The 24,203-nt window shown below is 66.5% G+C and carries 30 protein-coding genes; 22 read left to right on the top strand and 8 right to left on the bottom strand.

Features of this window, described 5'->3' with window-relative positions; all coding sequences use genetic code 11:
* Positions 1-70 precede the first annotated feature (70 nt).
* From ACIBN2_RS42270 to ACIBN2_RS42260, 3 genes are read left to right on the top strand one after another with little or no spacing between them, the layout of a single operon-like run.
* Positions 71-1,402, top strand: coding sequence for an ABC transporter substrate-binding protein (locus ACIBN2_RS42270; protein WP_399142892.1), 1,332 nt, complete (start codon positions 71-73; stop codon positions 1,400-1,402).
* Positions 1,403-1,410: 8 nt separating this feature from the next.
* Positions 1,411-2,388 carry a carbohydrate ABC transporter permease gene (locus ACIBN2_RS42265; RefSeq protein WP_399142890.1) on the top strand — a complete coding sequence of 326 codons (978 nt, stop codon included), beginning with the start codon at positions 1,411-1,413 and terminating at the stop codon, positions 2,386-2,388.
* Complete coding sequence (locus ACIBN2_RS42260; protein ID WP_399142888.1) at positions 2,385-3,275, top strand: carbohydrate ABC transporter permease; 891 nt, start codon at positions 2,385-2,387, stop codon at positions 3,273-3,275. The genes ACIBN2_RS42265 and ACIBN2_RS42260 overlap by 4 nt, the downstream gene beginning before the upstream one ends.
* A 73-nt stretch (positions 3,276-3,348) precedes the next feature.
* On the opposite strand, the gene ACIBN2_RS42255 is transcribed toward ACIBN2_RS42260, so the two are convergent.
* Positions 3,349-3,837, bottom strand: a complete 489-nt coding sequence (locus ACIBN2_RS42255; protein ID WP_399142886.1) for a MarR family winged helix-turn-helix transcriptional regulator — start codon at positions 3,835-3,837, stop codon at positions 3,349-3,351.
* Between the two features lie 112 nt (positions 3,838-3,949).
* On the opposite strand from ACIBN2_RS42255, the gene ACIBN2_RS42250 reads away from it, so the two are divergent.
* Entirely contained in the window at positions 3,950-5,314 is a 1,365-nt protein-coding gene (locus ACIBN2_RS42250) for a pyridoxal phosphate-dependent decarboxylase family protein (protein ID WP_399142884.1), read from the top strand.
* A gap of 39 nt (positions 5,315-5,353) precedes the next feature.
* On the opposite strand, the gene ACIBN2_RS42245 is transcribed toward ACIBN2_RS42250, so the two are convergent.
* Together ACIBN2_RS42245 and ACIBN2_RS42240 are read right to left on the bottom strand one after the other, a co-directional pair.
* Complete coding sequence (locus ACIBN2_RS42245; RefSeq protein WP_399142882.1) at positions 5,354-5,512, bottom strand: hypothetical protein; 159 nt, start codon at positions 5,510-5,512, stop codon at positions 5,354-5,356.
* A gap of 30 nt (positions 5,513-5,542) precedes the next feature.
* Positions 5,543-6,649: a glycosyltransferase family 2 protein gene (locus tag ACIBN2_RS42240; protein ID WP_399142880.1), complete on the bottom strand. Its 1,107-nt coding sequence runs from the start codon at positions 6,647-6,649 to the stop codon at positions 5,543-5,545.
* Positions 6,650-7,186: 537 nt separating this feature from the next.
* Here ACIBN2_RS42240 and ACIBN2_RS42235 point away from each other — a divergent pair.
* A complete protein-coding gene (locus ACIBN2_RS42235; RefSeq protein WP_399142879.1) occupies positions 7,187-7,378 on the top strand; it encodes an AbrB/MazE/SpoVT family DNA-binding domain-containing protein in 192 nt (63 codons plus the stop codon).
* Here the strand turns inward: ACIBN2_RS42235 and ACIBN2_RS42230 are convergent.
* The gene (locus ACIBN2_RS42230) at positions 7,353-7,817 is read right to left on the bottom strand and encodes a very short patch repair endonuclease (protein WP_399142878.1); all 465 of its coding nucleotides are present in this window, start codon (positions 7,815-7,817) and stop codon (positions 7,353-7,355) included. The two genes, ACIBN2_RS42235 and ACIBN2_RS42230, sit on opposite strands and share 26 nt — an antisense overlap.
* Before the next feature lie 93 nt (positions 7,818-7,910).
* On the opposite strand from ACIBN2_RS42230, the gene ACIBN2_RS42225 reads away from it, so the two are divergent.
* Positions 7,911-9,170: a DNA cytosine methyltransferase gene (locus tag ACIBN2_RS42225; RefSeq protein WP_399142876.1), complete on the top strand. Its 1,260-nt coding sequence runs from the start codon at positions 7,911-7,913 to the stop codon at positions 9,168-9,170.
* A gap of 80 nt (positions 9,171-9,250) precedes the next feature.
* On the opposite strand, the gene ACIBN2_RS42220 is transcribed toward ACIBN2_RS42225, so the two are convergent.
* Positions 9,251-9,943, bottom strand: coding sequence for a hypothetical protein (locus ACIBN2_RS42220; protein ID WP_399142874.1), 693 nt, complete (start codon positions 9,941-9,943; stop codon positions 9,251-9,253).
* A gap of 212 nt (positions 9,944-10,155) precedes the next feature.
* On the opposite strand from ACIBN2_RS42220, the gene ACIBN2_RS42215 reads away from it, so the two are divergent.
* Entirely contained in the window at positions 10,156-11,589 is a 1,434-nt protein-coding gene (locus ACIBN2_RS42215) for a transcriptional regulator (protein ID WP_399142873.1), read from the top strand.
* Complete coding sequence (locus ACIBN2_RS42210; protein ID WP_399142872.1) at positions 11,589-13,409, top strand: DEAD/DEAH box helicase; 1,821 nt, start codon at positions 11,589-11,591, stop codon at positions 13,407-13,409. The genes ACIBN2_RS42215 and ACIBN2_RS42210 overlap by 1 nt, the downstream gene beginning before the upstream one ends.
* 100 nt (positions 13,410-13,509) lie before the next feature.
* Here ACIBN2_RS42210 and ACIBN2_RS42205 read toward each other — a convergent pair whose 3' ends face one another.
* On the bottom strand, positions 13,510-13,905 hold the full coding sequence (locus ACIBN2_RS42205; RefSeq protein WP_399143041.1) for a hypothetical protein: 396 nt from the start codon (positions 13,903-13,905) through the stop codon (positions 13,510-13,512).
* Here ACIBN2_RS42205 and ACIBN2_RS42200 point away from each other — a divergent pair.
* The gene (locus ACIBN2_RS42200; protein ID WP_399143036.1) at positions 13,792-14,250 is read left to right on the top strand and encodes a DUF3883 domain-containing protein; all 459 of its coding nucleotides are present in this window, start codon (positions 13,792-13,794) and stop codon (positions 14,248-14,250) included. The two genes, ACIBN2_RS42205 and ACIBN2_RS42200, sit on opposite strands and share 114 nt — an antisense overlap.
* Before the next feature lie 838 nt (positions 14,251-15,088).
* Here ACIBN2_RS42200 and ACIBN2_RS42195 read toward each other — a convergent pair.
* Both ACIBN2_RS42195 and ACIBN2_RS42190 read right to left on the bottom strand, forming a co-directional pair.
* Positions 15,089-16,324: a helix-turn-helix domain-containing protein gene (locus ACIBN2_RS42195; RefSeq protein ID WP_399142870.1), complete on the bottom strand. Its 1,236-nt coding sequence runs from the start codon at positions 16,322-16,324 to the stop codon at positions 15,089-15,091.
* Complete coding sequence (locus ACIBN2_RS42190; protein ID WP_399142868.1) at positions 16,321-16,641, bottom strand: putative quinol monooxygenase; 321 nt, start codon at positions 16,639-16,641, stop codon at positions 16,321-16,323. Before ACIBN2_RS42190 ends, ACIBN2_RS42195 begins: the two co-directional genes overlap by 4 nt.
* A gap of 191 nt (positions 16,642-16,832) precedes the next feature.
* Here ACIBN2_RS42190 and ACIBN2_RS42185 point away from each other — a divergent pair, with 191 nt between their 5' ends.
* From ACIBN2_RS42185 to ACIBN2_RS42125, 13 genes are all read left to right on the top strand, one after another.
* Entirely contained in the window at positions 16,833-17,189 is a 357-nt protein-coding gene (locus tag ACIBN2_RS42185) for a hypothetical protein (RefSeq protein WP_399142866.1), read from the top strand.
* Between the two features lie 2 nt (positions 17,190-17,191).
* Positions 17,192-18,538 (top strand): FtsK/SpoIIIE domain-containing protein, encoded by a 1,347-nt coding sequence (locus tag ACIBN2_RS42180; RefSeq protein ID WP_399142864.1) that lies wholly within the window; start codon positions 17,192-17,194, stop codon positions 18,536-18,538.
* Positions 18,539-18,619: 81 nt separating this feature from the next.
* A complete protein-coding gene (locus ACIBN2_RS42175) occupies positions 18,620-18,832 on the top strand; it encodes a hypothetical protein (protein WP_399142862.1) in 213 nt (70 codons plus the stop codon).
* Entirely contained in the window at positions 18,829-19,029 is a 201-nt protein-coding gene (locus tag ACIBN2_RS42170; protein WP_399142861.1) for a hypothetical protein, read from the top strand. The genes ACIBN2_RS42175 and ACIBN2_RS42170 overlap by 4 nt, the downstream gene beginning before the upstream one ends.
* A 73-nt stretch (positions 19,030-19,102) precedes the next feature.
* Positions 19,103-19,375, top strand: coding sequence for a hypothetical protein (locus ACIBN2_RS42165; RefSeq protein ID WP_399142859.1), 273 nt, complete (start codon positions 19,103-19,105; stop codon positions 19,373-19,375).
* On the top strand, positions 19,372-20,034 hold the full coding sequence (locus ACIBN2_RS42160) for a DUF2637 domain-containing protein (RefSeq protein WP_399142857.1): 663 nt from the start codon (positions 19,372-19,374) through the stop codon (positions 20,032-20,034). Before ACIBN2_RS42165 ends, ACIBN2_RS42160 begins: the two co-directional genes overlap by 4 nt.
* A 20-nt stretch (positions 20,035-20,054) precedes the next feature.
* Positions 20,055-20,273, top strand: coding sequence for a mobile element transfer protein (locus ACIBN2_RS42155; RefSeq protein WP_399142855.1), 219 nt, complete (start codon positions 20,055-20,057; stop codon positions 20,271-20,273).
* 4 nt (positions 20,274-20,277) lie between these two features.
* Positions 20,278-20,433: a hypothetical protein gene (locus ACIBN2_RS42150; protein WP_399142853.1), complete on the top strand. Its 156-nt coding sequence runs from the start codon at positions 20,278-20,280 to the stop codon at positions 20,431-20,433.
* Positions 20,434-20,457: 24 nt separating this feature from the next.
* Positions 20,458-20,781 (top strand): SpdD-like protein, encoded by a 324-nt coding sequence (locus ACIBN2_RS42145; RefSeq protein ID WP_399142852.1) that lies wholly within the window; start codon positions 20,458-20,460, stop codon positions 20,779-20,781.
* Positions 20,782-20,869: 88 nt separating this feature from the next.
* Positions 20,870-21,067 (top strand): hypothetical protein, encoded by a 198-nt coding sequence (locus ACIBN2_RS42140; RefSeq protein WP_399142850.1) that lies wholly within the window; start codon positions 20,870-20,872, stop codon positions 21,065-21,067.
* Positions 21,064-22,449 (top strand): replication initiator protein RepSA, encoded by a 1,386-nt coding sequence (gene repSA, locus ACIBN2_RS42135; protein WP_399142848.1) that lies wholly within the window; start codon positions 21,064-21,066, stop codon positions 22,447-22,449. The genes ACIBN2_RS42140 and repSA overlap by 4 nt, the downstream gene beginning before the upstream one ends.
* A gap of 237 nt (positions 22,450-22,686) precedes the next feature.
* Positions 22,687-22,926: an excisionase family DNA-binding protein gene (locus tag ACIBN2_RS42130; protein WP_399142846.1), complete on the top strand. Its 240-nt coding sequence runs from the start codon at positions 22,687-22,689 to the stop codon at positions 22,924-22,926.
* Entirely contained in the window at positions 22,926-24,158 is a 1,233-nt protein-coding gene (locus tag ACIBN2_RS42125; protein ID WP_399142844.1) for a tyrosine-type recombinase/integrase, read from the top strand. Before ACIBN2_RS42130 ends, ACIBN2_RS42125 begins: the two co-directional genes overlap by 1 nt.
* The last annotated feature ends 45 nt before the right edge of the window (positions 24,159-24,203 follow it).

Below are 24,203 nucleotides of genomic sequence, written 5' to 3'. Positions count from 1 at the left end.
ATTTCTGGTCGGTTTCGAATGCTTTCGACGTGGCGCAGCCGTGACCGAATCCCTGCCCTCAGGAGCCGTTATGTCAGACCTCTTCCCCTCGGGTCTCTCTCGTTCCAGCCGTGAGCTCCCCTCGCCCAGCCGCCGCAGCCTGCTGCGCGGCGCGGGTGGCGCCGCCCTGCTCGCAGGTGCCGGCATACCCCTGTTGAGCGCCTGCGGCGGCAGTGGCAGCTCATCCGACCCCAAGACCGTCAGCCTCGGCTCCAACGCCTCGGACGCGGTGCCGAAGAAGGCCTTCGCGGAGATCTACGCGGCCTTCAAGAAGCAGTCCGGCGTCACGGTCGACGTGAACACCAAGGACCACAACACCTTCCAGGAGCAGATCAACTCCTACCTCCAGGGCACACCGGACGACGTGTTCACGTGGTTCGCCGGCTACCGCATGCAGTTCTTCGCGGCCAAGAAGCTCGCCTCGCCGATCGACGACGTGTGGCAGAAGATCGGGGGCAACTTCCCCGACGCGATGAAGCAGCTCAGCAAGGGCGAGGACGGCAAGTACTACTTCGTGCCGCTGTACACGTACCCGTGGGCGATCTTCTACCGCAAGAGCGTGTTCAAGCAGCACGGGTACGAAGTCCCCACCACCTGGGACAAGTTCGTCGCCCTGTGCAAGCAGATGAAGAAGGACGGCCTGGTCCCGATCGCCTTCGGCGACAAGGACGCCTGGCCGGCGATGGGCACCTTCGACCAGATCAACTTCCGCCTCAACGGCTACGACTTCCACAAGTCGCTGATGGCGGGCAAGGCCGCCTGGACCGACGCCAAGGTCAAGGCCGTCTTCGACCACTGGACCGAGATCCTGCCGTACCACCAGGACGGCTTCATGGGCCGCACCTGGCAGGACGCCGCGCAGGGCCTGGTGTCGAAGAAGGCCGGCATGTACGTCCTCGGCTCCTTCGTGGCCCAGCAGTTCACCAACAAGGCCGACCTCGACGACCTCGACTTCTTCGCCTTCCCGGAGATCAACTCCGCCTACGGCCAGGAGACCGTCGAGGCGCCCACCGACGGCTTCATGGTCAGCAAGGCCCCGAAGAACCACGCGGGCGTCGTCAAGCTCATGGAGTACCTGGGCACGCCGGAGGCCGAGCAGATCTACCTCAAGGCCGACTCCAGCGTGGTGGCCGCCTCCAGCAAGGCCGACACCTCCTCGTACACGCCGCTGCAGAAGAAGGCGTACGCCATGATCAGCGGCGCCAAGAACCTCACCCAGTTCATGGACCGCGACTCCCGCCCGGACTTCACCTCCACGGTGATGCAGCCCGGCCTGCAGAAGTTCCTGCAGAACCCGAAGGGCATCGACAGCCTGCTGTCCTCGATCGAGCGTCAGAAGAAGACGATCTTCGCGTCGTCGTGAGCACCCGAATGAGCACCGACACCAACACGAAGAGCCCGGAGGCGGCACCCGTGCCGCCTCCGGGCCGTGCGCCTGAGAAGCGGGTCGCGCGGGGGCACAAGCGCCTGCTGACCCGCCGCGACCGCATCACGCTCGCCGTCATGGCGGGCGTGCCCACGGTCCTGCACGTGGCCCTCGTCTGGGTCACCGCCCTCGCCTCGATCGCCCTCGCCTTCACCACCTGGGACGGCATCGGCTTCGACTCCATCAAGTGGGTGGGGCTGGACAACTTCAAGCAGCTGTTCACCGACAACCCGCAGTTCTGGCCCGCCGTAGAGCACAACATCATCTGGTTCGTCGTGCTCATCCTGATCCCGACGCCGATGGGGCTGTTCCTCGCCGTCCAGCTGGACAAGAAGATCCGCTTCACCCGCGTCTACCAGACCGCGTTCTTCCTGCCGGTCGTGGTCTCGCTGGCGGTCACCGGCTTCGTCTGGCAGCTCGTCTACAACCCCGACACCGGCCTGATCAACAGCATCATCGGGGCCAACAAGCCCGGCCACTACATCGACTGGATCGGCGACCCGCACCTGAACCTGTGGGCCGTCCTGGTCGCCGCCTCCTGGCGGCACACCGGCTACATGATGATCCTCTACCTGGCCGGCCTGAAGGGCGTCGACCCGTCCCTGCGGGAGGCATCGGCGCTGGACGGCGCGAACGAGTGGCAGACGTTCAAGAACGTCATCTTCCCGACGCTGCGGCCCACCAACACCGTGGTCCTGGTGGTCACCATCATCGAGGCGCTGCGCGCCTTCGACCTGGTCTTCGTCTTCAACAAGGGCGCCCAGGGCACCGAGTTGCTGTCGATCCTGATCACCAACAACATCATCGGCGAGTCCAGCCGGATCGGTTACGGGTCCGCGATCGCCGTCGTCCTGCTGGTCATCTCCCTCGCGGTCATCATCCCGTACCTGATCGCGACCTTCCGGAAGGAGCGGCGCGCATGACCACACCCGCCGCCGCGCTCGGCCGGCAGCGCACCCCGGTCCGCCCGGCCCGCGTGCTGCTGCACGTGTTCCTCGTCGTCACCTCGCTGGCCTGGCTCGCCCCGCTGCTGTGGGCGGTCTTCGCGGCGCTGCGCCCGTACTCGGAGACCAGCAGCAAGGGCTACGTCTCCTGGCCGGACAAGCTGAACTTCGACAACTTCAAGAACGCGTTCGAGCAGTCGGACATGATGCACTACTTCGTCAACACGCTGATCATCGCGGTCCCGGCCGTGCTGCTCACGCTGCTGTTGTCGTCGATGGTCGCGTTCTACGTCAGCCGTTTCGACTTCCGGCTCAACATCTTCCTGCTGCTGGTGTTCACGGCCGGCAACCTGCTGCCGCAGCAGGTCATCATCACCCCGCTGTACCGGATGTACCTGCTGATCGACCTGCCGGGCGTCACGGCCAGCGGCAAGCTCTACGACTCCGCGCTCGGCCTGGTGCTCATCCACGTGGCGTTCCAGTCCGGCTTCTGCGCCTTCGTGCTGAGCAACTACATGCGCATGCTGCCGGACGAACTGACCGAGGCGGCCCTGGTCGACGGTGCCTCGGTGTGGCGCATGTACTGGCAGATCGTGCTGCCGCTGTGCAAGCCGGCGATGGCGGCCCTGGCCACCCTGCTGTCCATCTGGATCTACAACGACTTCTTCTGGGCCATCGTCCTGATCTCCACGGGCGAGAACATGCCGATCACCTCGGCCCTGAACAACCTCTCCGGCCAGTACTTCACCGACCCCAACCTGGTCGCCGCCGGCGCCCTGCTCACCGCGATCCCGACCCTGATCGTGTACTTCGTCCTCCAGCGGCAGTTCGTCAGCGGCCTGACCCTGGGGGCCAACAAGGGCTGAGTCCGGCGAAGGCCGGATACGGCGAGGACGCGGTCGGACTCCACGACCGCGTCCTGTCTTTCACGGCCGCCCGTCAGGCTCCCTCGCGAAGTGCCCTGTCGATCCGGCCCAGCGCGCCGGTGAGGCGGGCGTAGTCCTCGGCCGCCAGCGGCTTGACGAAGTACTCCTCCACGACCTCGGCGTGGACGGCGGCGGCGCGCAGGAACGCCGTGCGTCCCGCGGCGGTCGGCTCCACCAGGGCCACCCGCCGGTCCCCGGGGGACGGAACGCGCCGGACGAGACCGGCCTCCTCCATGCGGTCGATCAGCCGCGTGGTCCCGCTGCTGGTCAGCGTGAGGTCGTCGGCCAGCTGGCGCTGCGAGACCTCCTCGCCGGGCCGGCGGCAGAGCCGTATCAGCACCTCCAGCATGGTGTGGCTCATCCCGCACTCCCGCCGCAGCGCACTGTCGATGCGCTGTTCCAGACGGGTCGCGGACTTGATCAGCAGGCCGAAGTCCCGCACGAGCGGGCTGTTGGCGGCCCGGACGGCGGCATCGTCGTGGTGCCGGGGAGTGTCGTTCATCGCGGCGACCCTACTTCACCCACTGCCGTCTCAATTGCTGAGCAGTCAATTGCTGACTAGTCAATGAAATCCTATGGTGGGCGCCACACCCGCGAGGCGAGAGGGAGACGCCATGGATCTGCAGCACTGGCTCGGCCGGGCCACCGACGCGGTACAGGACTGGGCCGCCGCCTTCGGCTCCTACCGGACCCACCCGTCCCTGGAGGTGGACGACGCCCGCTTCGCGTCGGCCTTCGAGGAGTTCACCGGGCGGCTCGCGGACAACTACCCCTTCTTCCACCCGCACTACGCGGGCCAGATGCTCAAGCCGCCGCACCCCGCCGCGGTGGTCGGCTACCTCACGGCGATGCTGATCAACCCCAACAACCACGCCCTGGACGGCGGCCCGGCCACCGCCGCGATGGAACGCGAGGCGGTCGCCCGGCTCGCCGCGATGTTCGGCTACGACACCCACCTCGGCCACCTCACCACCAGCGGCACGATCGCCAACCTCGAGGCGCTCTTCGTCGCCCGCGAACTCCACCCCGGCCGCGGCGTGGCGCACAGCGCCGACGCCCACTACACCCACGCCCGCATGTGCCACGTCCTCGGCATGAGCAGCCACCCCGTACGCACCGACGACCAGGGCCGCATGGATCTGGACGCGCTGGAGGAGGTGCTGCGGACGGGCCGGGTCGGCACGGTCGTGGTCACCACCGGCACCACGGGACTCGGCGCGGTCGACCCCGTCCACGAGGTACTGCCGCTGGCCGCGCGCCACGGCGTGCGGGTTCATGTCGACGCCGCCTACGGGGGTTTCTTCACCCTGCTCGCCGGCGCCGAGGGGCCCGAGGGACTGCCGCCGGAGCCCTGGCGGGCGGTCGCGCGGGCCGACTCGATCGTCGTCGACCCGCACAAGCACGGCCTCCAGCCCTACGGCTGCGGAGCCGTCCTGTTCCGCGACCCCGAGGTGGGCCGCTTCTACCTCCACGACTCGCCGTACACCTACTTCACCTCCACCGAGCTCCACCTCGGCGAGATCAGCCTGGAGTGCTCGCGTGCCGGGGCGTCGGCGGCCGCCCTGTGGCTGACCTTCCGGCTCCTGCCGCCCACCCCGGACGGACTCGGCCGCGTCCTCGCGGCGGGCCGCCGGGCCGCCCTCGGCTGGGCGGACCTGATCGAGGCGTCCGACGTCCTGGAGCTCTACCAGCGGCCCCAGCTGGACATCGTCACCTGCTTCCCGGCCGTCGACCCCGCGACCCTCACCGGCGTCGACGCGGCCTCCGCGCGCATCCTGGCGGACGGCATGACCGGCCCCGACCCCGTCTTCCTCAGCACCTTCAAGGCGGGCCGCGAGGCGTTCGCGGCCCGCCACCCGAAGGTCACCGCGGACGCCGACGCGGCCCGCGTCCTGCGCAGCGTCCTCATGAAGCCGGAGTCCGAGGACCACGTGCGGTGTCTGCACGACCGCGTCGAGCGGCTGGCCCGTACCGCCTGACCGCACCCGGCGCACCGGGCGGTCGGCGGCCGCGCGAGGTCACCGCCTGCGCGGAACCAGCTTGAACAGGGCGACCCCCGCCGCCACCAGGGTCGTCGCCGCGACCATCATCGCCATGCTGTTGAGCCACAGTCCGGTGGCGGCCAGGGTCGCCCCACCCGCGCCGGTCGTGCCCACGCCTATCACTCTGCCGTACATCGCTCTTCTCCTACGAGGGTTGAGGGTTTCTCACGTCGCCACCCACTTCTCCTCGCTGCGGCGCACCAGGCCCCACAGCGAGGTGAAGTAGACGGCGTGCTGGAAGAGGTCGTAGAGCATCTCCGGGACCATCAGCCCCGCGACCAGGACCGCCTTCGGTCCCGCCCGCCGTACGGAGACGGTCTTCTCGACCACGAAGATCAGGCCTATCGACGTCCAGAACGGCGAGAGGCCCGGCCAGCCGTACAGCGAGGTGTAGGTGGCCATGAAGGTCAGGTAGACCAGGAAGGAGAGCGCGCCGAAGCCCATCAGGAACTGCTGGAGGAAGTAGCGGGCGGTGACCCGGGTCCAGCCGTAGTCGCGGAGGTTCTCCAGTGCGCCGCGCTGCCACCGCAGCCGCTGGTGCCACAGCTTGGGCAGCGTCGGCATGACCTCGGTGGTGACCGCGCAGCCGGCCGGGGACATGGTCCGGTAGCCGAGGGTCTTGACCGCCTTGGTCATCTCGTCGTCCTCGGTGAGCGAGGCGAGGCTGTAGTAGCCGGTGCCGCCGCCGAGTTCGCCGGCCCGGCGGGCCGCGCGGACCTCGCGCAGCACCCGGGCGCGGAACATCGTGCCGGTGCCGGTGAGGACCTGCGCCTTGCCGCCGTTGCGTTCCAGCTCCCAGGCGTAGCGGTGGAACTCCATCCGCTGGAGCAGGCCGAGGATGCCGCCGCCGTCCTCGCCGTAGAAGACACCGCCGACGGCGCCGACCTTGCGGTTGAAGGTGGCGAGCGCGGTCTCGACGAACGAGGGGTGCAGGACGGTGTCCGCGTCCTGGACGAGGACCAGGTCCCGGTCGTCCAGATGCGGCAGCACCCAGGAGATGGCCTGGTTGAGGGCACCGGCCTTCTTGTGGGTGTTCCCCCGGGTGTGGAAGACCTGGGCGCCGTGGGCGGCGGCGATGACGGCGGTGTCGTCGGTGCAGTTGTCGGCGACGACGACGATCAGGTCGGGACGCCGGCTCTGCTCCCAGAGGCCGAGGATCGCGTCGGCGACGCGGTCCACTTCGTTGTGGGCCGGGATCAGGACGGCGAGCCTCGGTCTGGCGTACGGCTGCTCGGGAGCGGCGTGCGCGCGGCGCGCGGCATGACGACGCACGGCTCGTCCCCCCGTTGCAAAGGTCGCGGTGGGCCCGGATGGCGATATTCCGGACCCGTCAGTCGTCCACAGTCTTCACGGAACCCCTACAACTGGAACAGTTGAAACTGGTAACAAATCGCTCACGGTTGCCCGCGCCGGCCCTGTGGTGACCTTGTGGCGGGGAAAACGCCAGAACGGAGACCACGCACGACGAAGGGCCCCACCGCGAACGGTGGGGCCCTTCGACATCGTGCCCGGTGAGGCACTGGCGGAGGATACGAGATTCGAACTCGTGAGGGGTTGCCCCCAACACGCTTTCCAAGGGTGCTCGTATCCGTGTGAAGGCCGTACGAAGCCGTTCACATGCATCTGCGCAGGCTCGCCGTCTTGAAGCTGGACCCGTGCTGGTACTTGTCCGGACGCGACGGTACGCCTGCGAATGAGACCAGAAGTGAGACCGCGGCCGGGAGTGGCGCTGCATTGCCGCTTGATGCCATGAGTTGCCAAATCGCCCGCTGCTTGCGACGGAGGTAGCGGCATAGGAGGCTCTGTTCCGTGCTCAGGGAACCAAGTCAGCTGACGATCGCAGAAGACGGCTCGGTAGTCCTTCCTCTCGGAGTGCTAGCTGAGGCTGGTCTATCGCCCGGGAGCTCCGTACTGGCCTACAGCAACGGCGACGGCCGGATCGTGCTGCGCCGGGAAGAGGACGCGGAACAGGACCTCATCGAGTTCGGGCGCCTCGACTAGTCGGGGCAGCAGCGTCGAGTACGCCGAGGATGCGCTCTACGGCCTCCTCTGGGACCTCGTGCTCCCACACACGAACAACCGTCCACCCCGCAGCTGTCAGAGCCTCGTTCGCGGCCCTGTCCCGCGCTACGTTGCGCTCCAGCTTGGGTCCCCAGTAGCCGCCGTTAACGCCGGGCTTCCGGCCATGCTCAGGGCAGCAGTGCCAGAAGCACCCGTCCACGAAGACAGCGACGCGCGCACGGGTGAAGACGATGTCTGGCCTGGGCTTCGCTCCCTCAAGCTGCAATCGGAGATCAACGCGATACCGCTTGCCCGCAGCATGAAGCATGGACCGGATGGTGCGTTCAGGCTTGGTGTCCCGCCGCTTGATCGCCGCCATGTTGCGCGAGCGGCCGGGAGTTGGCGGCGTCGGGTATGCGGGGTCACTGTCGTGGGCCATCGGCTACACCGTAACCAAGAGCGAGTGTCAGACCCTCGGTGTTTGATGCGTCAGGATGGTAGACCTGAGCAATGCTGATGTGGAGGTGCGAGCGTGGCTGATCTGACGGCCGTGGAAATCTGCGCGGGCGCTGGGGGCCAGTCGCTCGGCCTTGAGCTGGCCGGTTTCGACCACGCGTTGGCCGTCGAGCTCGATGAGAACGCGGTCAACACGCTCAAGAAGAACCGCCCACACTGGGACGTACGGCACGGCGACGTAGCGGACGAAGGGGTCTGGAACCCCAAGAGGTTCCCTGACGTTGACCTGCTCGCAGGCGGGGTCCCTTGTCCTCCGTTCTCTATTGCTGGCAGGCAGCTCGGTGCCACCGACGAGCGGGATCTCTTCGCTTGGGCCGTTGAGCTCGCTGGAAGGATGCAGCCGAGGGCTGTCCTCTTGGAGAACGTACGTGGGCTTTCCATGCCCCGTTTTTCCGCGTACCGCCAACACGTGAAGGATCGATTGAAGGACCTCGGGTACTGGTCCGACTGGAAGCTTCTTCACGCCAGTAATTTCGGCGTGCCTCAATTGCGTCCCCGATTCGTTCTAGTCGCGCTGCGCAACGAAGATGCTCCTTGGTTTACATGGCCTGAAGAAGTGCCTACAAAGGGCACTGTCGGCAAGGCGCTGTTTAACATGATGAAGGCGAATGGCTGGCCGGGCGCTGAGCAGTGGAAAAAGAAGGCAAGCGACATCGCTCCCACTATTGTGGGCGGCTCTAAGAAGCACGGAGGAGCCGATCTTGGGCCGACTCGCGCCAAGGCCGCATGGCGCGCACTTGGTGTAGACGCGATGGGTGTTGCCGATGCCCCGCCGGGAGCGTCGGATCCCGTTGACTTCATGCCTAAGCTCACGACGGAGATGGTTGCGCGCCTGCAAGGCTGGGGGCGTGAGCCGGAGTACGCCTGGGAGTTTACCGGTCGCAAGACGACGAGGTATCGACAGATCGGCAACGCCTTTCCCCCACCTGTGGCCAGAGCAGTGGGTACTTCGATTGCCAATGCGCTGAACCGCAAGGGACAGCCTAAGGACTTGGCCGAGGTGGAGGACGAGGTCATGCATGACCGGCTCTACCTGGCCCTGAAAAACGCACCAGCCGCGCTGACGGAGAAAGAGCTGGTGAAGCTGTCAGGAGAGAAGATCGACTCCGCTACCTTCGAGCGCCGTATGGCCACGCTGGCAAGGGACTTTGTCATCGACGAGGATGACGAGCTTGGTGGGCGCGCGTACCGGCTCGTGGGCTTCAAAGGTTTCGTTGGCCAGGAAGGCCACGAGCGGCACATAAGATTCGCCGAGATGCGGTCACGAATTAGCTAACGCTGCGGATATACCAGTCTGTCAGCGTCGGCGCCTGCCTGCGTGGACATCGACAGTTTGTTCTAGCCGCGCTGAGCAAGCTATTCGGAGCTGCTGAGTTCATTCGTGATCGCGGCGCGAGCGTCGGCAGGGAGCCTTCGATAACCGCTCCACGCGCGTTCAAGCGACGTCGACCCTCTTCTTCCGCGGTTGACCCACAAGGCCAAGCGGCGCCGGTCCCCGGGATCCAGATCGCGGATAGCGGCGAGCACCTCGTCTGCTCGTGCAGGTGCTTCCCTGGCGCCGGCGCGGCACCTCTTGCACTCGGTGACGAGTAGCGTCTCTACCTCACCGCTCGGCAGTACTGTCTCCCTCCGGCTGACCGACAGTACTGCGGCTTGGCGAGTTCCATCCGCATACTCTTCTCCACCCGCGATCCCGCACACGGTGCACATGTAGTCGTCGCGGGCCAGGATCCTCTTTCGCTCAACGTTGGATACCGCTCTGTCCGGAGCTGCTGCTCGGCGTGCTGCAGGATCCCAGACGGCGACACCGGCAGAAACGAATCGCTGAGCATCGGCCGACAGCGAGGCGTCTTCCGAGCTGGTGTAGATCACCCAGCCGTAGTCTCGAAGGTCTCGAACCCGCCGATCGGCCTGAGAGACGCCGGGAAACGCTTCGCGCAGCTCGTCCTTCGTGAACGTGTTTCCGGCCCCGACGACCTGGATCAGCCACAGTGCCCCTCGCACCATGGTGCCCATCTTCTGCTGATCATCCCACCGGGGCAAGGGCATGCCGTCCTCCGTCAGTCATGTGGCTGCTTGTGCCTTCCCGATTGCCTTCGTCGCCCTGGCAGTCCGCGCTACGGGCCCGGCGACGGAAGACAACCTGGAGGCAGACTCGTGTGTCTGTATACCAACGGCGAGGCCTTGCAGGGAGATTAGGCCTCCGGTTGTCAGTGAGCCCTGTCATGATGCATGGCAGGGAGCGTCGCGAGGAGGACACCGTGTCAGGAAGCTTCGGTACCCCGCCGGAGGGCGAGGAGATCCGCACCATGGTGGAGGGGCGCCTCAAGCAGGCCGTGGAGGAGAAGGGTGCCAAGGTCACGGTCGACTGGCGCGGCGAGCAGAGGCACCTGTATGTGATTCCGATGCCTGTCGAAATGCTGTATTTCAACCCGGACACCCACCGTATCCGGGCGCAGCGCACCCTTGATGCTGCTCGTAATGCCATCCTCGAAGAGGATCCCTGGAGTGAAGCCGCCCAGGACTACCTCCGCTATCTGTTGACGCGGAGGCCCTCTAACCCAACGCAGATCGATCCTGACTACACTGCCCTGCTCGAAGAGCTGGAAGCGAACGGGCAGAAACAGCCCGGCATTATTAGCCCCAACGGCATCCTCGTTGACGGCAACACGCGGTGCGCTGCTCTCCGGGAGCTCGGGGAGACCCATATTCGTGTTGGCGTTCTGCCCCAGGACACCTCGCGGCGGGACATCAACGAGGTCGAGCTGTCACTTCAGCTGCGCAGGGACAAGCGCCGCGACTATTCGTACATCAACAGGCTTATCGCTATCGAGGACGAATTGGCGAGTGGTCGCCTCGAAGAGGATGTGGCCCGCGACTTCAACATCAAGACTAAGACCCTCCGCGGGGATCGCTGGATCTACTCGTTGATCCTGGAGGCGATCGAGCGCAGTGTCGCCAGTGACGGAGCCCAGCTGCGGCTTGTGGACTTCGAGGAACATCAGGAGAAGCTGCGGGAGTTGTACAGGGACTACACGGAACTCGCCAAGACGGATCCTGAAGGAGCTGAGGAGCTTCGCGAGAATCGGCTTGCTGCCACGATCCTTGGCTACCCGAAGACAACTGTGCGTCTCATTGAGCGTGACTTCCGCCGCCGCTACCTCGATGAGCGCCTTCCCGCGGACGTCCTACCCCCTCAACAGGAATCCTCCGCCGTGCCGATCCCTGGCCTGGTCAACGTAGTGGTCCAGGACACAGGAGTGGAGGTGAAGCGCACAAAGGCACTGACGGACCTCCTTCTCCGTGCAAAGGCGCAGATGAAGGCCGGGGAAGAGTCGGGACAGCCTGCGGCCGAAGCTACGGATTTGTACGGAGCGGTGAAAAAAACCTTCGGCGTGGCTGTGAAGCTGGCGGGTGAAAACTTCGAACTCCAAAAGCGGCAGGTGGCTGTTCCCGAACGATTGACGGATGCAGCGGACTATGTCCGCCAGTGTGCCGCCGAGTTCGCCGACGCCAAGGCCAAGCACGCCCTCGACGAGGACGCGTTCGACGACGCCCTGCTCACGCTGAAGGCGAGCCTAGACCGCCTCGCTCGTCAAGCGGGTCGATCCTTCACTTCCCCTGGTGATGGGGTCAACTGGCTCCTTCAGGCGACGAGTGATGCCGTGGCGGCCCACGCAGAAGGGGAGCAGTAGTGGCCCTGCCTAGTTTGGAGATTGGCTTCAGCGACAGTGTTGGGGGTGCCCGGCTTCGAGCGAAACAGGGCTACGAGGACGCGCTCCGTCGACTGTCCGTGCGATTCCGGAGTGCCATCCGCCACTCCCCTGTGGCCTTCGATGTTGAACTCGATGACCTGCTGACGAACTTGGCTGCCTTGGCGTCGTGGCCTTCGCTGGCGGACGTCGAGTGGGATCCTCAGCTCGCGGCCCTTGCAACAGATTCCACGCTAGATGCCCAAGCCGTTGCCGCCCGCCTGGAATCTGGCAAGCAGGAGACTGATCTTGTTGGCGCCGAGGGGGTATTCGAACACCTTGGCTCGGGATGGACCGCTGGGCTGACATCGTTCCAGGTCAGGGACATCGCAAAGCTGCTCACGCTTCGGCACGGTGCTAACTTTTCGGTTCCAGGTGCAGGGAAGACGCGGGTCGGGCTAGCAATCTTTCACGCGCTGCGACGATCGGAAAGCTTCGAACGCCTGCTGATCGTTGGGCCGAAGTCATGCTTTGAGTCCTGGCAGTACGAGAATGCCGAGTGCCTCACCGAGCCACTGGAGATGGAGGTCTACGAGAAGGGGATCACCTCCTCCACGGAGGCTGTCATCGTCAACTACGAGCGCTTGGCCGGGGCTGCGTACCACCTCAGCGAGTGGCTAAGCGCGCGCCCTTCGATGATCGTGCTAGACGAAGCCCACCGGATGAAGCTAGGCGCTAATGGGGTCTATGGTGCCGCGTGTCTTGCCCTTGGCCCGCGGGCGCGGCGTCGGCTCATTCTCACAGGAACTCCGGCACCGAATGGCGTAAAAGATCTGGAGAACCTGTTCAGCTTTGTCTGGCCAGGCAGCGGCCGCCAAAAGGTGGTTCAAGCTGTAGGTGGTGGAGACTTGGCGGCGGCAAGCCGAGCTCTCCGTCCCTTGTTTACGAGGACGACGAAGAAGGAACTAGGTCTGCCTCCCGTCACCACCACCGTGCGCCCTCTTCTGTTGCCGGCACTGCATCGCGAAATCTATGATGCGTTGATCGGCCGTTTTTCCACGCGCGCTACGGGGTTCGAGGGCGACTTCCAGGCGCTCGGAAAAATCATTGTCTATATGCTGATGGCTGCCACCAGCCCTGCGCTCTTGTCGGTCGGTACGACGCGGCACGAACCGTTGTCCTATCAGGTCCCCCCTCTTTCAGTACCTGAGGGAACCGCTCTTTTTGATCTTATGCGGGACTTGCCTAGGTATGAGATGTCGCCTAAATACCAGGAAACCCTTGCGATCGTTGCAGCTAACGCTGCCCAGGGTAGGAAGACGCTGGTCTGGTCGACCTTCATTCGCAGTCTGAACACCCTCCAATCTGTCTTGCGGGAGTTCAAGCCAGCCATGGTCCACGGTGGCACCGAAGATCGTGAAGCAGAGATTGACCGGTTCCGGAACGATCCGGGCTGCATGGTCTTGCTTTCCAATCCAGCGACTCTGGGTGAAGGCATCAACCTCCACTGGAACTGCCATGACGCCGTCTATGTCGACCGAGACTTCGCAGCAGGCCGCTTCCTGCAGAGTCTCGATCGCATCCACCGCCTCGGACTGTCTCCCGACACCGAAACGCGGGTCACCGTACTCGCTTCTGCGGGCACCATCGATGAGGTGGTCGAGCAGCGGCTTGCCGACAAACTGCTCTTCATGGGCGGAATCCTCAATGATCCGACGGTTCGGGAGCTCGCTGACCTGGAAGAGGAACCGGCTATCGGCGGTGGCCTCGATCACCGCGACCTGCAAGCACTCATGGGACACCTGAGTGCCCATACCGCCTGAACCTGTATTGCGTGCCGCCGTCCGATGGCTTGACCGGCTTCCTGGTAGCGGGCGAGCCCGGTGCCGCGCCCTGTTTACCAACCATCCTGAATTCAGCGATCTAACGCCCACGCAATACGACACCGCACTTAGCTGGCTGGAAATGGTCGGTCTCACCCAGGCGATCGATGACCACAGATCCTCCAAGGCGAAGGTATTCACGGCTGCCGTCGCCGCAAGCGACCTTCCTTGGTTTCCAGACGCCGACTGCCTGGTGCGCAGTCCTATGGAGCTTCCTGAGGATGCGCTCCATGCGGCTGAGATTCTTGAGGTACCGATGGACCAGGCGTTCGCGGAAACCCTGGCTGCCTGGGGGAAAGTCGACACCTCGGAACGCGAACGGGTGGGTGCGGCCGGCGAGGAGGCCCTGGTGGAACTGCTGGCTGCCTCGCTCAATGCCCGTATCGAACACCTCGCAGCCGTCGCTGATGGCTACGGTTACGACCTGGCTGTCCACGGGGCGGACGCCTCATTCCATATCGAAGTAAAGACAACTACACGACGCAGCCGAGTTACGGTCTACCTATCGCGAAACGAATACGAGACGATGCGCCGAGATCCGCAATGGAGACTCGTCTTGGTACGGCTATCACCGGAGCTAGCCCTCGTTGGACTTGCCACGGTCCCCCGTGACTGGATCACAGCCAACGCTCCGGTAGATCGGTCTCCGGAGGCTCGATGGGAGTCGTGTCGGCTTGACGTTCCACAAGGTCAAGTCGAAGCCGGAGTAGCTTGGCTCCTACCATGGGCGAAAGATCCCAACGGCCGACTCGCCGCACATGGCGCCGAGTTCGGCGGGTGATGGTTGACGGCGGGGCTATTGGGTTCAAGCACTAGGCGAGAGTGAACGTTAGACGGAACAGGAGGTCGGCGTAGCGACTTTGTCCGGGAGCTGCTTTGGCGCGAGTGATCATGGCCCCGTAAGCTTCCGGCGCGTCGGGCAGTCTGTGGACCTGCCCGCTAAAGCACGACGTTGGGGCCATGATCTTCGAGGCTCGCGCCAAAGTGGCTGGCTAAAGTCGCGGAGCCGACCGCCCCAGCCACAGCGGGGTTCTCCCGCCACTCACGGCCGCGTCCGCCGTCCTGTCGGCTGCCTGGTGCGGGATCAGCGGGTCGTACGTACGCCCGCGTATCTGGCTGTGTCGGCCTGCATGCCAGCGCCACCACGATCCGGCCTCTTGCGGTAACACAAAGCGTCTTTGACCTGCACCGTTGGGGATCATCGTTCGTCCCCCGTGCCCGTGTTGGAATGTGGCCGCTGCGGGCGGCGACGGGCGGGCGGCGACGTGCGCCGGTGGCGAAGACATGGAGGCGGCGCGGCGGCGGCCGACCGGCGCCGCCGCGCTTGGCGCGGCCCTCGGTTTGATCCGACCTACTGGTGTAGGCAACCGGGTGCACAGGGGGGCGACGTGGCCCCCGAGGCGGGGCGTTGGGGTCGAGCTGCTGTTGCGTCTTTCCCTTCCTGAGGCCGGATCGTGGTGGCGCTGGCATGCGGGTCGGGAGCGGCCGTTGATACGTCTGGGCGGAGTGTGCGGCGGTCGGGTTGGCGATGATCGACAAGCGCCGTCGGCCGCCGGACGAGCGAGCGCAGCGAGCCTTGATGATGTAGGGAAACTCCCACCGCACGGGGCTTCAGGCGGCTAGATCACAGCACTTCGCTCGGCCAAGTTGCGCAAGGACTCGGGGATGCGAGGGTCCGAGAGCTGGATCAAGTCGCGGATGACCTCGCGGGCCAAGTGGTGGTCGTGAATCTGTTCGGGCGCCAGGGCCTCGGCCTCCATGAGTGCGGCTGTGGCCTCGCCGACGTGTCGCCGCTGCGCGTGTGCCCGCGCCACGTCAAGCAGGAAACGTGACTGCCGCTCAGGCGAGAGACCTGATGCGTCGACGTGCTCGGCTACCTCTAGGGCAAGCCCTGCGTCGCCCAACTCCACTGCGGTGCTCACGGCGTGGATCTCGACGTTCGTTGGGCCGAACTCCGTATCGAAGTCATTGCGGTCCCCGCCCAATCGCGCTGCGATGCCGCGTGCTCGGTCGATGTGCTCGTGCGTCAGTCCTCGGTTACCTTCCCTCGCGTTGATCACTGCAAGGACAAGGTTCATTGCGCCGAACAGCGACAGCTCTTCCGGCGGGCATGCGGGAGCCTCTGTCCTCGGACCCATGACAGCCGCGGCGGATTGCGCTGCTTGCTCGGCTTGGTCCATGTGCTGCTGCCGCATGAAGGCGTGCGCCATACGGAACAGACTGGCAACGACCTCCAACGGCTGTCCGGCAAGTTCGGCCGCCTGAAGTGCTCGGTCGGCTGCAACCCACGCCGCATCCGCCTGGTCTTGACGGGTGAAACTTGACGCGGCTACCTGGTACGCCTTGGCGCGTAGGGCATGGAGTTCTGCTCGTTCGCCTGCTGGTGCGTGGCGTACTGCAGCCTCGATGCTGGGGAGCAGCTTGGCGAGGTGATCGCTCAGCGCCGCGTAGCTCGACGCGTGCACGAGAGTCCACGCCTCGTCGACCTGCTGACGGAAGTCGGCAAGCGAGGGAGCCGGTTCGGTCGGGGACTGATTGAAGAGGCTGCCAAGCGCGGGGTGACCGGTGAGGGCCACCCGTAGACCGTCAAGGTCGTTGCTCTTCGTCTGCTCCTCTGGCTCGGCTTCCTCGGCCGGGGCAGCGTCTAGTCGTAGGTCGCGCACAGTCACGTTGAGCGCATCGGCGAGAGCTTGAAGGACCGACAGCCGCTCAACGGGCTGCACACCTCTTTCGACCTGCGACACCCAGCTCTCCGAGCGTCCCATTGCGGAGGCAAGGTCGCTCTGAGACATGCCCGCGGCGCGACGCAGCTCCTTGACTCTCTGCCCGACAGTCTTGGCGTCTGAACCGGTCACTTCTCGGCTCCGGCGGGGTACTTGCCGGCATACGGCTGTAGGCGGTCGACCTCGGTCTTCTCTACGTATTTGGCTCGCTCGGTCAGGAAGTGGCGCGTGTGGGGCTGACGCTCGTGCTCCTCGAAGGCGGCGTGATCGGCATACAGCTCGAAGAAGATCCGCTCATTGGGTGAGCCCTCGACCTCATGGCATGCGTAGACGAGAGTGCCGGGCTCGTGCGCCCGGATCCCCGCGGTGGTCTCTTGGATCAGCTCGTCGAACGCTTGGCCCGCACCATCGCGAAGCGTGAATCGAACAAAAAGCCCATAGGTGGCCATTTCATCACCTTCCTTGTCGCATTCAGTCTCTCAGACTCGGAGTTCCTCTACTAGTCGCAGTTTTTCTGTTGACTCGCAGTTTTTCTGCGAGTAGCTTCGATGGTGTCGCAACAACAAGCCGCCCCGGGCTGTGTGCCATCCGCCAAGATCACGACGCAGCCCGGGGCTTGTCCCAGCAGGGAGACTCCATCATGCGTCAGATCCCCGTCGACACCTCCACTGCCACTGTGATGGTCGCGCAGGCCCCGGAGCCCAAGGTCAAGGACCGCCGTACCGGTGAGGTCGCCACCGATGCCGAGACCGGCGCCACGCTGATGACCGTGAACGTGATGTTCGCGGCCAACGGTGAGGTTGAAATCCTGAACGTCACCGTCCCGGAGACCGGCATCTCCGGCGAGCTGGCCATGGGTACCCAGGTCGCCCTTACCGGCCTGATCGCGCGGCCGTGGGAGAACGAGTTCAACGGCCAGAAGCGACATGGCATCGCCTTCCGTGCCATCGCGGTCACCTCGCTCGCCGCCGCTGCGTCGAAGCCGAAGGCGGCCTGACCATGGGGCGGTTACTGATCGCCGCCGTGGTAGTCGTGGCTGGGCTGGCGCTGCTGCTGCGGTGGCGGCGCCCTGCCTGGTACTGGATGACCTTCGGTGTCGTCTACGCCACGATCAAAATCCGGCTCCGCTACGCGTCCGTCATGGACGCCTGTGACCTGACGGTCGCAGCCTCGCGGTTCCGGCTCACGCTGGCCCGCTGGTTTAACTGGGAGACACCGCGCCAGCGGGTGCCCCGCCTGCTGTGGATCAGGCCCACACGCACGGGCCTGCGGCTGCGGGTTCGGATGCGGCCCGGTCAGGATGCCTTCGACTACTCGGCCGCGGTGGACCGGCTGCGGCACGCCTTCGGCGTCCACCAGGTCACCTCCCGCGAGATCAAGCCGGGCACTGTCGAGATCTCCGTGACCGGCTACGACGTCCTCAAGCGGGTGCAGATGCCGGTCCGCGTCGAGCGCGGCACGCTGCGCATCCCGATCGCCCTGTGTGAGGACGGCTCGGTCCACTACCGCGACTACCGGCAGGTGCCGCACTCGGTCACCCTGGGCGCGGTCGGCTCCGGCAAGTCCGTCACGCAGCGCCGGGTCATCAAGGAACTCGCTGGCCAGCGCGTGGCATTGGTCGGGATCGACTGCAAGAACGGGGTGGAACTCGCCCCGCTGGCACGTCGGTTCTCGGGCCTGGCCGACAACGCCGACGATGCCGCCGACCTCCTCGAAGCCCTGGTGGCCCGCATGGAAGGCATCTACCAGACGATCCGGCGTGAGCAGCGAGTCAGCGCGGACACCCCCGATGCGGAGATCACCGCCGACATCTGGGGCCTGCCCGAGCATCTCCGCCCGGTACCGGTCGTGCTGACCATCGACGAGATCGCCGAACTGGCTCTGTTCACTACGGCGGTGGAGAAGAAGCGCCGTGAACGGGCCGTGGTCGCCCTGGTCCGGCTGGCTCAGCTCGGCCGTGCCGCCGGCATCTTCGTGGACATCTACGGCCAGCGCTTCGGCTCCGAACTGGGTGACGGCATCACCATGCTGCGCGCTCAGCTCACCGGGCGGATGTCGCACCGGGTCAACGACGAGTCCAGCTCGAAGATGGCCTTCGGCGACGTGTCCCCGCATGCCGTGTTCGCCGCCACGCAGATCCGCAACGACCGGCCCGGCATGGCCGTGGTCGGCTACTCCAACGGCGAGTGGACCCGCATCCGCTCCGCCTACACCTCGATGCGGGAAGCCGTCACCGCCTGCAACAAGCACGCGCACCTGACTCCGGACCTTCCCGAGCTGGCCCGCTTCCGCCCACTGGTCGACCTCGCGCCCTTCGAGACGCCCGCGGTAGTCGAAGCCGCCTGACCCCACCCCGCTCCACGGTCGGCGCGACCGCCTTCGCGCCAGGTCCCTACCCGAGCCATGCCCGAAAGGAGATCACCCGCCATGTGCCCCCAATGCGAGGACTTCGCCCGCACCGTGGTGATGCTCGGCCAACTCGCCCTCTACGCAGACATGTTCGGCGCCGATCAGGACTTCGTCGACACGGTCGGCCCGTGCCTGGCGGCATCGCTGCCGGAGCCTCCGCCGGGGCTGCTCCCGCCCGGCTACGACCCCACTGACGGCCCGGAGTACCCGGGTGAGGGGTGGGCGCTGTGACCGTCGCGAAGAAGACCGCCACCCGCCGCAAGACGGCCCCGCCGAAGCCAGAGCCGGTGAAGTGCCCGGACTGCGACGGCTACGGCGAGATCACTGAAGCCGTCAAGGTCGGCGCCCGCAAAGGCCGGATCACCGGCCACCGGCAGACCGGCCTGTGCCTGTCCTGCCTCGGCACTGGCCACGCCGTCACCGACTGAACCCGTCGGGCCGGGGCCGGACACCTGATCGCCGCCCCGCCCCGGCCCGATCATGAGAAAGGAGACGCTCACCATGTCTAAGCCGCTGACGACCCTGGACGATCTCACCGCAGATGACTTCCTGCGTCAGCTCGCCGCTCTGCGAGATCAGCGGGAACGGATCGACCGGCACATCCGCGCCCGCCTGGCCTACGCGCGGGAGTTCACCAGCCCTCGCCCGTACACGCTGGCCTCGCTGGCTGAAGCGGCCGGACTGTCCATCTCCGGCGTTCGAACCGCCTACACCCCAGCCGACTGCGAGGCCGTGGCCCGTGCGCTGGGCCGGACACCCCGGAGGCAGGCATGACCCGGCCCTCTGGACGCCTCCGCCTCGATGCCGTGCTCGTACAGGCCGTGATCGCCGGAGCCCTGTCCTTCGCCCACCTGCACGACCTTGCCGCCGCCTCCGGGCAGTCCGGCTGGAAGGCCTGGGCCTACCCGGTCTCAGTTGACCTGCTGCTGGTCGCCGCCTGGCGAAGGTTGCGCTCCGACGGCCCGTCCCGGCTGGCCTGGTGGTGGTTCCTGGTCGCGCTGATCGCATCCCTCGGCGCCAACATCGTCACCGCAGGATTTCTCGATCTGGCTAACCCACCCGCCCTGCTCCGCCTCGGCGTCGCTGGATGGCCAGCCCTCGCCTTCCTCGGCGGCACACTCCTCGCCCACTCGCCGACACCGGCCGCGGAACGGGTGCCGGTACCGCCGACGTCCGCAGGCCCGGTCTCCGCACCAGATACCGAGCCTGAATCCGCGCCCATTCCGCGACCGGTCCCGGTTGCTGATGAGCCCTCGGCTCTTCCGGGTGCCGACCCCGCTCCGGCTGTACCGCCTGCCTTGATCGCTCACGCCCGCAAGGTCGCCGACGAACACCGCGCCCGCACCGGAACGGATATCGCCCCCGACGCGCTGCGCGCTCGCCTCGGCGTCCCGCCCGCCATGGCCGATGCCATCGCAACCCAACTCGCCTAACACAGAAGGGACTTCACGCCATGGGACACCGCTTCTTCCTCTTCGAACGCCTCCAGCGCTACGGCCCCGTCGAGATCGGCCGCGCCCTCACCAGGAACGGCGAGAAGGGCTACATCGCCTCCTGCACCGCCGATCAGTGCGGCTGGTCCGCCGAATACGCCAACTACGGCCCCGCCTGTATGGCGGCCAAGGGCCACCGCTGCCAGATCAAGAGCAAGTACGAGAACCGGGGACGGTAGCGCGATGTCGGTGCCGCTGTGGTTCTTCATCGCCTGCCTGGCCGTGGTCGGCGTTAAGACCCTCCGCCCGCCCTTGTGGCTGGTCGTCGTCCTGCTGATCGGCGGCTACCTCCTCGCCGACAGCCTGCTTGCCCCGCTCCTCAACCCGTTCGTCAAGTAGCTGACTCTGGAAGGGAGTTCAACGATGTTCCGCCCGAAGATCCCGAGCATGCCCGCGCCCACCGGCGTCGTCTCCCCGCCCGCCGTCGTCGAGCCGACCGCCATCGCCCCCGGCACGCCGACCTCGCCCCCGCCGCCCGCCCGGATGCCCGCGGCGCCGTCCCGGCCCGTCGTGCGGCTAACCCCCGGCACCGTGCTCGCCCTCGTCGGTGGCGGCACGGCCGTGGTCCTGGTCGTCGGCGCCGTACTCGTCTCGCTGCTTCTCGCGGTCGCCATCACCGGCATGTCCGTGGCCGTGGTCGCGGTCGTCCTGCGCTCCCTGCTGGCCTCCGAGGCCAAGCGACGCTGACCGGCCCCCGGAGCGGCGTCAACCGCCAAGTCTCGTCCGCTCCGGGCGCCGTCCCTCCCCGATCTTTCAACCGGAAGGAACCTCCATCATGACCGGCCCGACCCCGGCCACCACCATCAGCGTGCGGATCTGCCCAAACTGCGACGGCTTCGCCTCCGCCGCGATATCGTCCGGCGGCCGTGACGCCTGCGGACACCTGCACACGCTCACCGTCGACTGCCCGGTCTGCGACGGTCACGGCACCGTTCTCGCCCCCATCGTTCAGCTCACCGGGGGCCGCGCATGACCGACACCGCGACCTTCGCGGGCCTGAACCCGATCACCCTCGGCGACGCGCTGCGGGTGGCCGGGTCTGACGGCTTCGACCGCTGGCAGGACCAGATCCGCCGCACCGGGGGCTGCGCCGACCCCATCCACCTGACCGGCTGGGTCCTGCGCAAGGACAAGACCACCGGGGAACTGCTGCACCACTACAGCACCGACGGTGAGCCTGGCGGACGTCTCCGGGTCGCCTGCGGCAACCGACGAGCCTCCCGCTGCCCGGCCTGCGCCTGGACCTACGCCGGAGACACCTACCACCTGATGCGCGCTGGACTTGCCGGAGACGAGGGCAAGGGCATCCCGGCCACCGTCCGGGATCACCCCCGGGTGTTCGCCACCTTCACGGCCCCGTCGTTCGGCCCGGTCCACAACCGGCCCGACCGTGGCGCCTGCCGCTGTGGGGCACGCCACCACGAGGACGATCCCGACCTCGGCACCGCGCTCGACACGGCGACCTACGACTACGCGGGCGCCGTGCTGTTCAACAACCACGCGGGCGAGCTGTGGGTGCGCTTCGCCAACCGGCTCCGCCGCGAGATCGCCGCCCGCGCCGGACTCGCCCAACGAGAACTGAAAGAACTCTGCCGCGTCTCCTACGGCAAGGTCGCCGAGTTCCAGAAGCGCGGCGCCGTCCACTTCCACGCGGTGATCCGTCTCGACGGTCCGGACGGCCCGGACTCCGCGCCGCCCTCTTGGGCCAGTACCGGCCTACTCACCGACGCCATCCGCGCCGCCACCGCGCACTCGTACACCAGCGTCAGCGTCCCGGCCTCCGCCGACCAACCGGCCCGGACCTTCCGCTGGGGCAAGCAGCTCGACGTGCGCCCCGTGAAGGCATTCGGGGATGGCTCCGACCTGACCGAGCAGGCGGTCGCCTCCTACGTCGCCAAGTACGCCACCAAAGCGGCGGAGAACACCGGCACGCTTGACCGCCGCATCGGTGAACTCGCCGAACTCGACCGTCACGGCGTCCCCGACCACGCCCGCCGTCTGATCACCGCATGCCGCGATCTCGACAGGCTGTACCCGGACCGGCGGCTGTGGGCCTGGGCGCACATGCTCGGCTTCCGCGGCCACTTCTCCTCCAAGTCCCGCCGCTACTCCACCACCCTCGGGGAGCTCCGCCGGGCACGCGCCGACTACCGCGCCGCCCAGGAACGCGAATCCCTCGGCCTCGACGACGTCGAGCCGGACACCGTCCTCGTCCTCGCCGACTGGCAGTACGCCGGACACGGTCACACCCCCGGCGAATCCGCCCTCGCCGCTTCGATCGCCCGCGACCTCCAGCTCAACCGTGAAACCGCCCGCGAGGAACTGGCCAGCCTAGGGGGAGCCGACCATGCGTGAACGCCTTTACCGGGTGCAGGGATCGGACTGCCCGGTGTGCCGCGAACTGCCTTGTGCGGACTGTGCCGCTTGCTGGGCGGCCTTCGTGGCCAACGAGTGGACGGCTTGTCTGGAGTGCGGCGGCGATGGCCGCCACTCGACTGAACCGCGCTTCCCGTGCCCCGTCTGTGGCGGCTCCAAGCTCGTGCCGGCCCGTGACGTTTTGATCTTGCTCGGTCTGAATCCTGAGGAGGAGAAGTGACCATAGCTGGAGCCGTACTCGCCCCGCCGACCGATGACCCGACGCTCCTTCTCCTCACAGTCGAGGAAGCGGCCCGCCGTCTGCGTATCGGCCGGACAACGTGCTTCGGGCTCATTGCCTCGGCCGAACTGGAGTCGATCAAGATCGGCACACTGAGGCGCGTCCCCGTCGACGCTCTCGCCACCTACGTGGCCCGCTTGCGCGGCGGGTCCGCTTCCCCGATGGGGGATGCGTGATGGCAAAGCGAAGCCGTGAGCCGAACGGGGCTGCCTCGATCTACAAGGGGGCAGATGGCCGCTGGCACGGCCGCGTAACCGTTGGCGTCCGGCCAGATGGCACGCCAGACAGGCGGCATGTCGGCCGCAAGACCAAGGCTGAAGTCGTCAAAGCCGTTCGTGAGATCGAGCGGAAGCGGGACGCGGGAAACCTTCCCAAGCCCGGGGAGAGCTGGACTCTCAGGAGCTGGCTGGAGCACTGGGTGTACGAGATCGCCAAGAAGTACGCCGCTGAGAACACGTACGCGGGATACGAGGTGGACGTCCGAGTGCACCTCGTCCCGGGCATCGGCGCTCACCGCCTCGACCGCCTGGAGCCGGAGCACCTGGAGGCTTTCTACGCCAGGATGCAGCAGGAGGGCAGCAAGGCAGGCACGGCCCATCACGTGCACCGCACTGTGCGGGTGGCGCTTGCCGAGGCCAGGCGGCGCGGGCACGTCTCCCGCAACGTCGCCGAGATCGCCCGGGCTCCCCGAATTGAGGAGCAGGAGGTCGAGCCGTACACCATCGAGGAGGTACAGAGCCTGCTCCTGGAGGCTTCCAAGCTCCGCAACAGCGCACGCTGGGTCGTGGCCCTCGCGCTCGGCCTCCGGCAGGGGGAAGCACTCGCGCTCCAGTGGGATGACATGGACCTGGACGCCGGGTACCTGCGCATCCGGCGAAACCGGCTTCGGCCGCGATACCGGCATGGCTGTGAGAACGACTCGTGCGGCAGGAAGCCGGGGTACTGCCCCCAGCGCAAGCAGATCCGGCGCGAGCACAAGAGCACCAAGTCACGCTCCGGCCGCCGGACGGTCGGCCTGCCGGACCCGCTGATCAAGCTGCTCCGCAAACACAAGGACGAGCAGGACCGGGAACGGGCGGTGGCCGGAGCCGACTGGGAAGACAAGGGCTACGTCTTCACCTCGCCGACCGGTGGCCCGCTGAGCCCGAACACCGACTATCACGTGTGGAAGAGGCTTCTCCGGGACGCGGGTGTGCGGGATGGGCGCCTGCATGACGCTCGCCACACTGCGGCCACGGTGCTTCTCGTGCTCGGCGTCCCGGACGTCATCGTGGACGCGATCATGGGATGGGAGCCGGGCGGCGCCGCACGGATGCGGGCGCGCTACATGCATGTGACAGGGCTCATGCTCCGGAAGGTCGCGGATCAGGTCGGCGAGAAGCTGTGGGGGCCGTCCGGCGTCGAATGAGACCAAAACTGAGACCACGCACGACGAAGGGCCCCACCGCGAACG

Source organism: Streptomyces sp. NPDC050534 (genome assembly GCF_044457745.1).
Lineage (GTDB): Bacteria > Actinomycetota > Actinomycetes > Streptomycetales > Streptomycetaceae > Streptomyces.
Note: the sequence above shows the minus strand (reverse complement) of the source record. Positions and strands in the feature narration are given on the sequence as shown.

Excerpts from the sequence above, each read along its gene's own strand:
- ACIBN2_RS42270 (WP_399142892.1), top strand. The coding sequence starts at position 71 with ATGTCAGACCTCTTCCCCTCGGGTCTCTCTCGTTCCAGCCGTGAGCTC.
- ACIBN2_RS42265 (WP_399142890.1), top strand. The coding sequence starts at position 1,411 with ATGAGCACCGACACCAACACGAAGAGCCCGGAGGCGGCACCCGTGCCG.
- ACIBN2_RS42260 (WP_399142888.1), top strand. The coding sequence starts at position 2,385 with ATGACCACACCCGCCGCCGCGCTCGGCCGGCAGCGCACCCCGGTCCGC.
- ACIBN2_RS42255 (WP_399142886.1), bottom strand. The coding sequence starts at position 3,837 with ATGAACGACACTCCCCGGCACCACGACGATGCCGCCGTCCGGGCCGCC.
- ACIBN2_RS42250 (WP_399142884.1), top strand. The coding sequence starts at position 3,950 with ATGGATCTGCAGCACTGGCTCGGCCGGGCCACCGACGCGGTACAGGAC.
- ACIBN2_RS42245 (WP_399142882.1), bottom strand. The coding sequence starts at position 5,512 with ATGTACGGCAGAGTGATAGGCGTGGGCACGACCGGCGCGGGTGGGGCG.
- ACIBN2_RS42230 (WP_399142878.1), bottom strand. The coding sequence starts at position 7,817 with ATGGCCCACGACAGTGACCCCGCATACCCGACGCCGCCAACTCCCGGC.
- ACIBN2_RS42220 (WP_399142874.1), bottom strand. The coding sequence starts at position 9,943 with ATGCCCTTGCCCCGGTGGGATGATCAGCAGAAGATGGGCACCATGGTG.
- ACIBN2_RS42190 (WP_399142868.1), bottom strand. The coding sequence starts at position 16,641 with ATGGCCACCTATGGGCTTTTTGTTCGATTCACGCTTCGCGATGGTGCG.
- ACIBN2_RS42185 (WP_399142866.1), top strand. The coding sequence starts at position 16,833 with ATGCGTCAGATCCCCGTCGACACCTCCACTGCCACTGTGATGGTCGCG.
- ACIBN2_RS42180 (WP_399142864.1), top strand. The coding sequence starts at position 17,192 with ATGGGGCGGTTACTGATCGCCGCCGTGGTAGTCGTGGCTGGGCTGGCG.
- ACIBN2_RS42175 (WP_399142862.1), top strand. The coding sequence starts at position 18,620 with ATGTGCCCCCAATGCGAGGACTTCGCCCGCACCGTGGTGATGCTCGGC.
- ACIBN2_RS42165 (WP_399142859.1), top strand. The coding sequence starts at position 19,103 with ATGTCTAAGCCGCTGACGACCCTGGACGATCTCACCGCAGATGACTTC.
- ACIBN2_RS42160 (WP_399142857.1), top strand. The coding sequence starts at position 19,372 with ATGACCCGGCCCTCTGGACGCCTCCGCCTCGATGCCGTGCTCGTACAG.
- ACIBN2_RS42155 (WP_399142855.1), top strand. The coding sequence starts at position 20,055 with ATGGGACACCGCTTCTTCCTCTTCGAACGCCTCCAGCGCTACGGCCCC.
- ACIBN2_RS42150 (WP_399142853.1), top strand. The coding sequence starts at position 20,278 with ATGTCGGTGCCGCTGTGGTTCTTCATCGCCTGCCTGGCCGTGGTCGGC.
- ACIBN2_RS42145 (WP_399142852.1), top strand. The coding sequence starts at position 20,458 with ATGTTCCGCCCGAAGATCCCGAGCATGCCCGCGCCCACCGGCGTCGTC.
- ACIBN2_RS42140 (WP_399142850.1), top strand. The coding sequence starts at position 20,870 with ATGACCGGCCCGACCCCGGCCACCACCATCAGCGTGCGGATCTGCCCA.
- repSA (WP_399142848.1), top strand. The coding sequence starts at position 21,064 with ATGACCGACACCGCGACCTTCGCGGGCCTGAACCCGATCACCCTCGGC.
- ACIBN2_RS42125 (WP_399142844.1), top strand. The coding sequence starts at position 22,926 with ATGGCAAAGCGAAGCCGTGAGCCGAACGGGGCTGCCTCGATCTACAAG.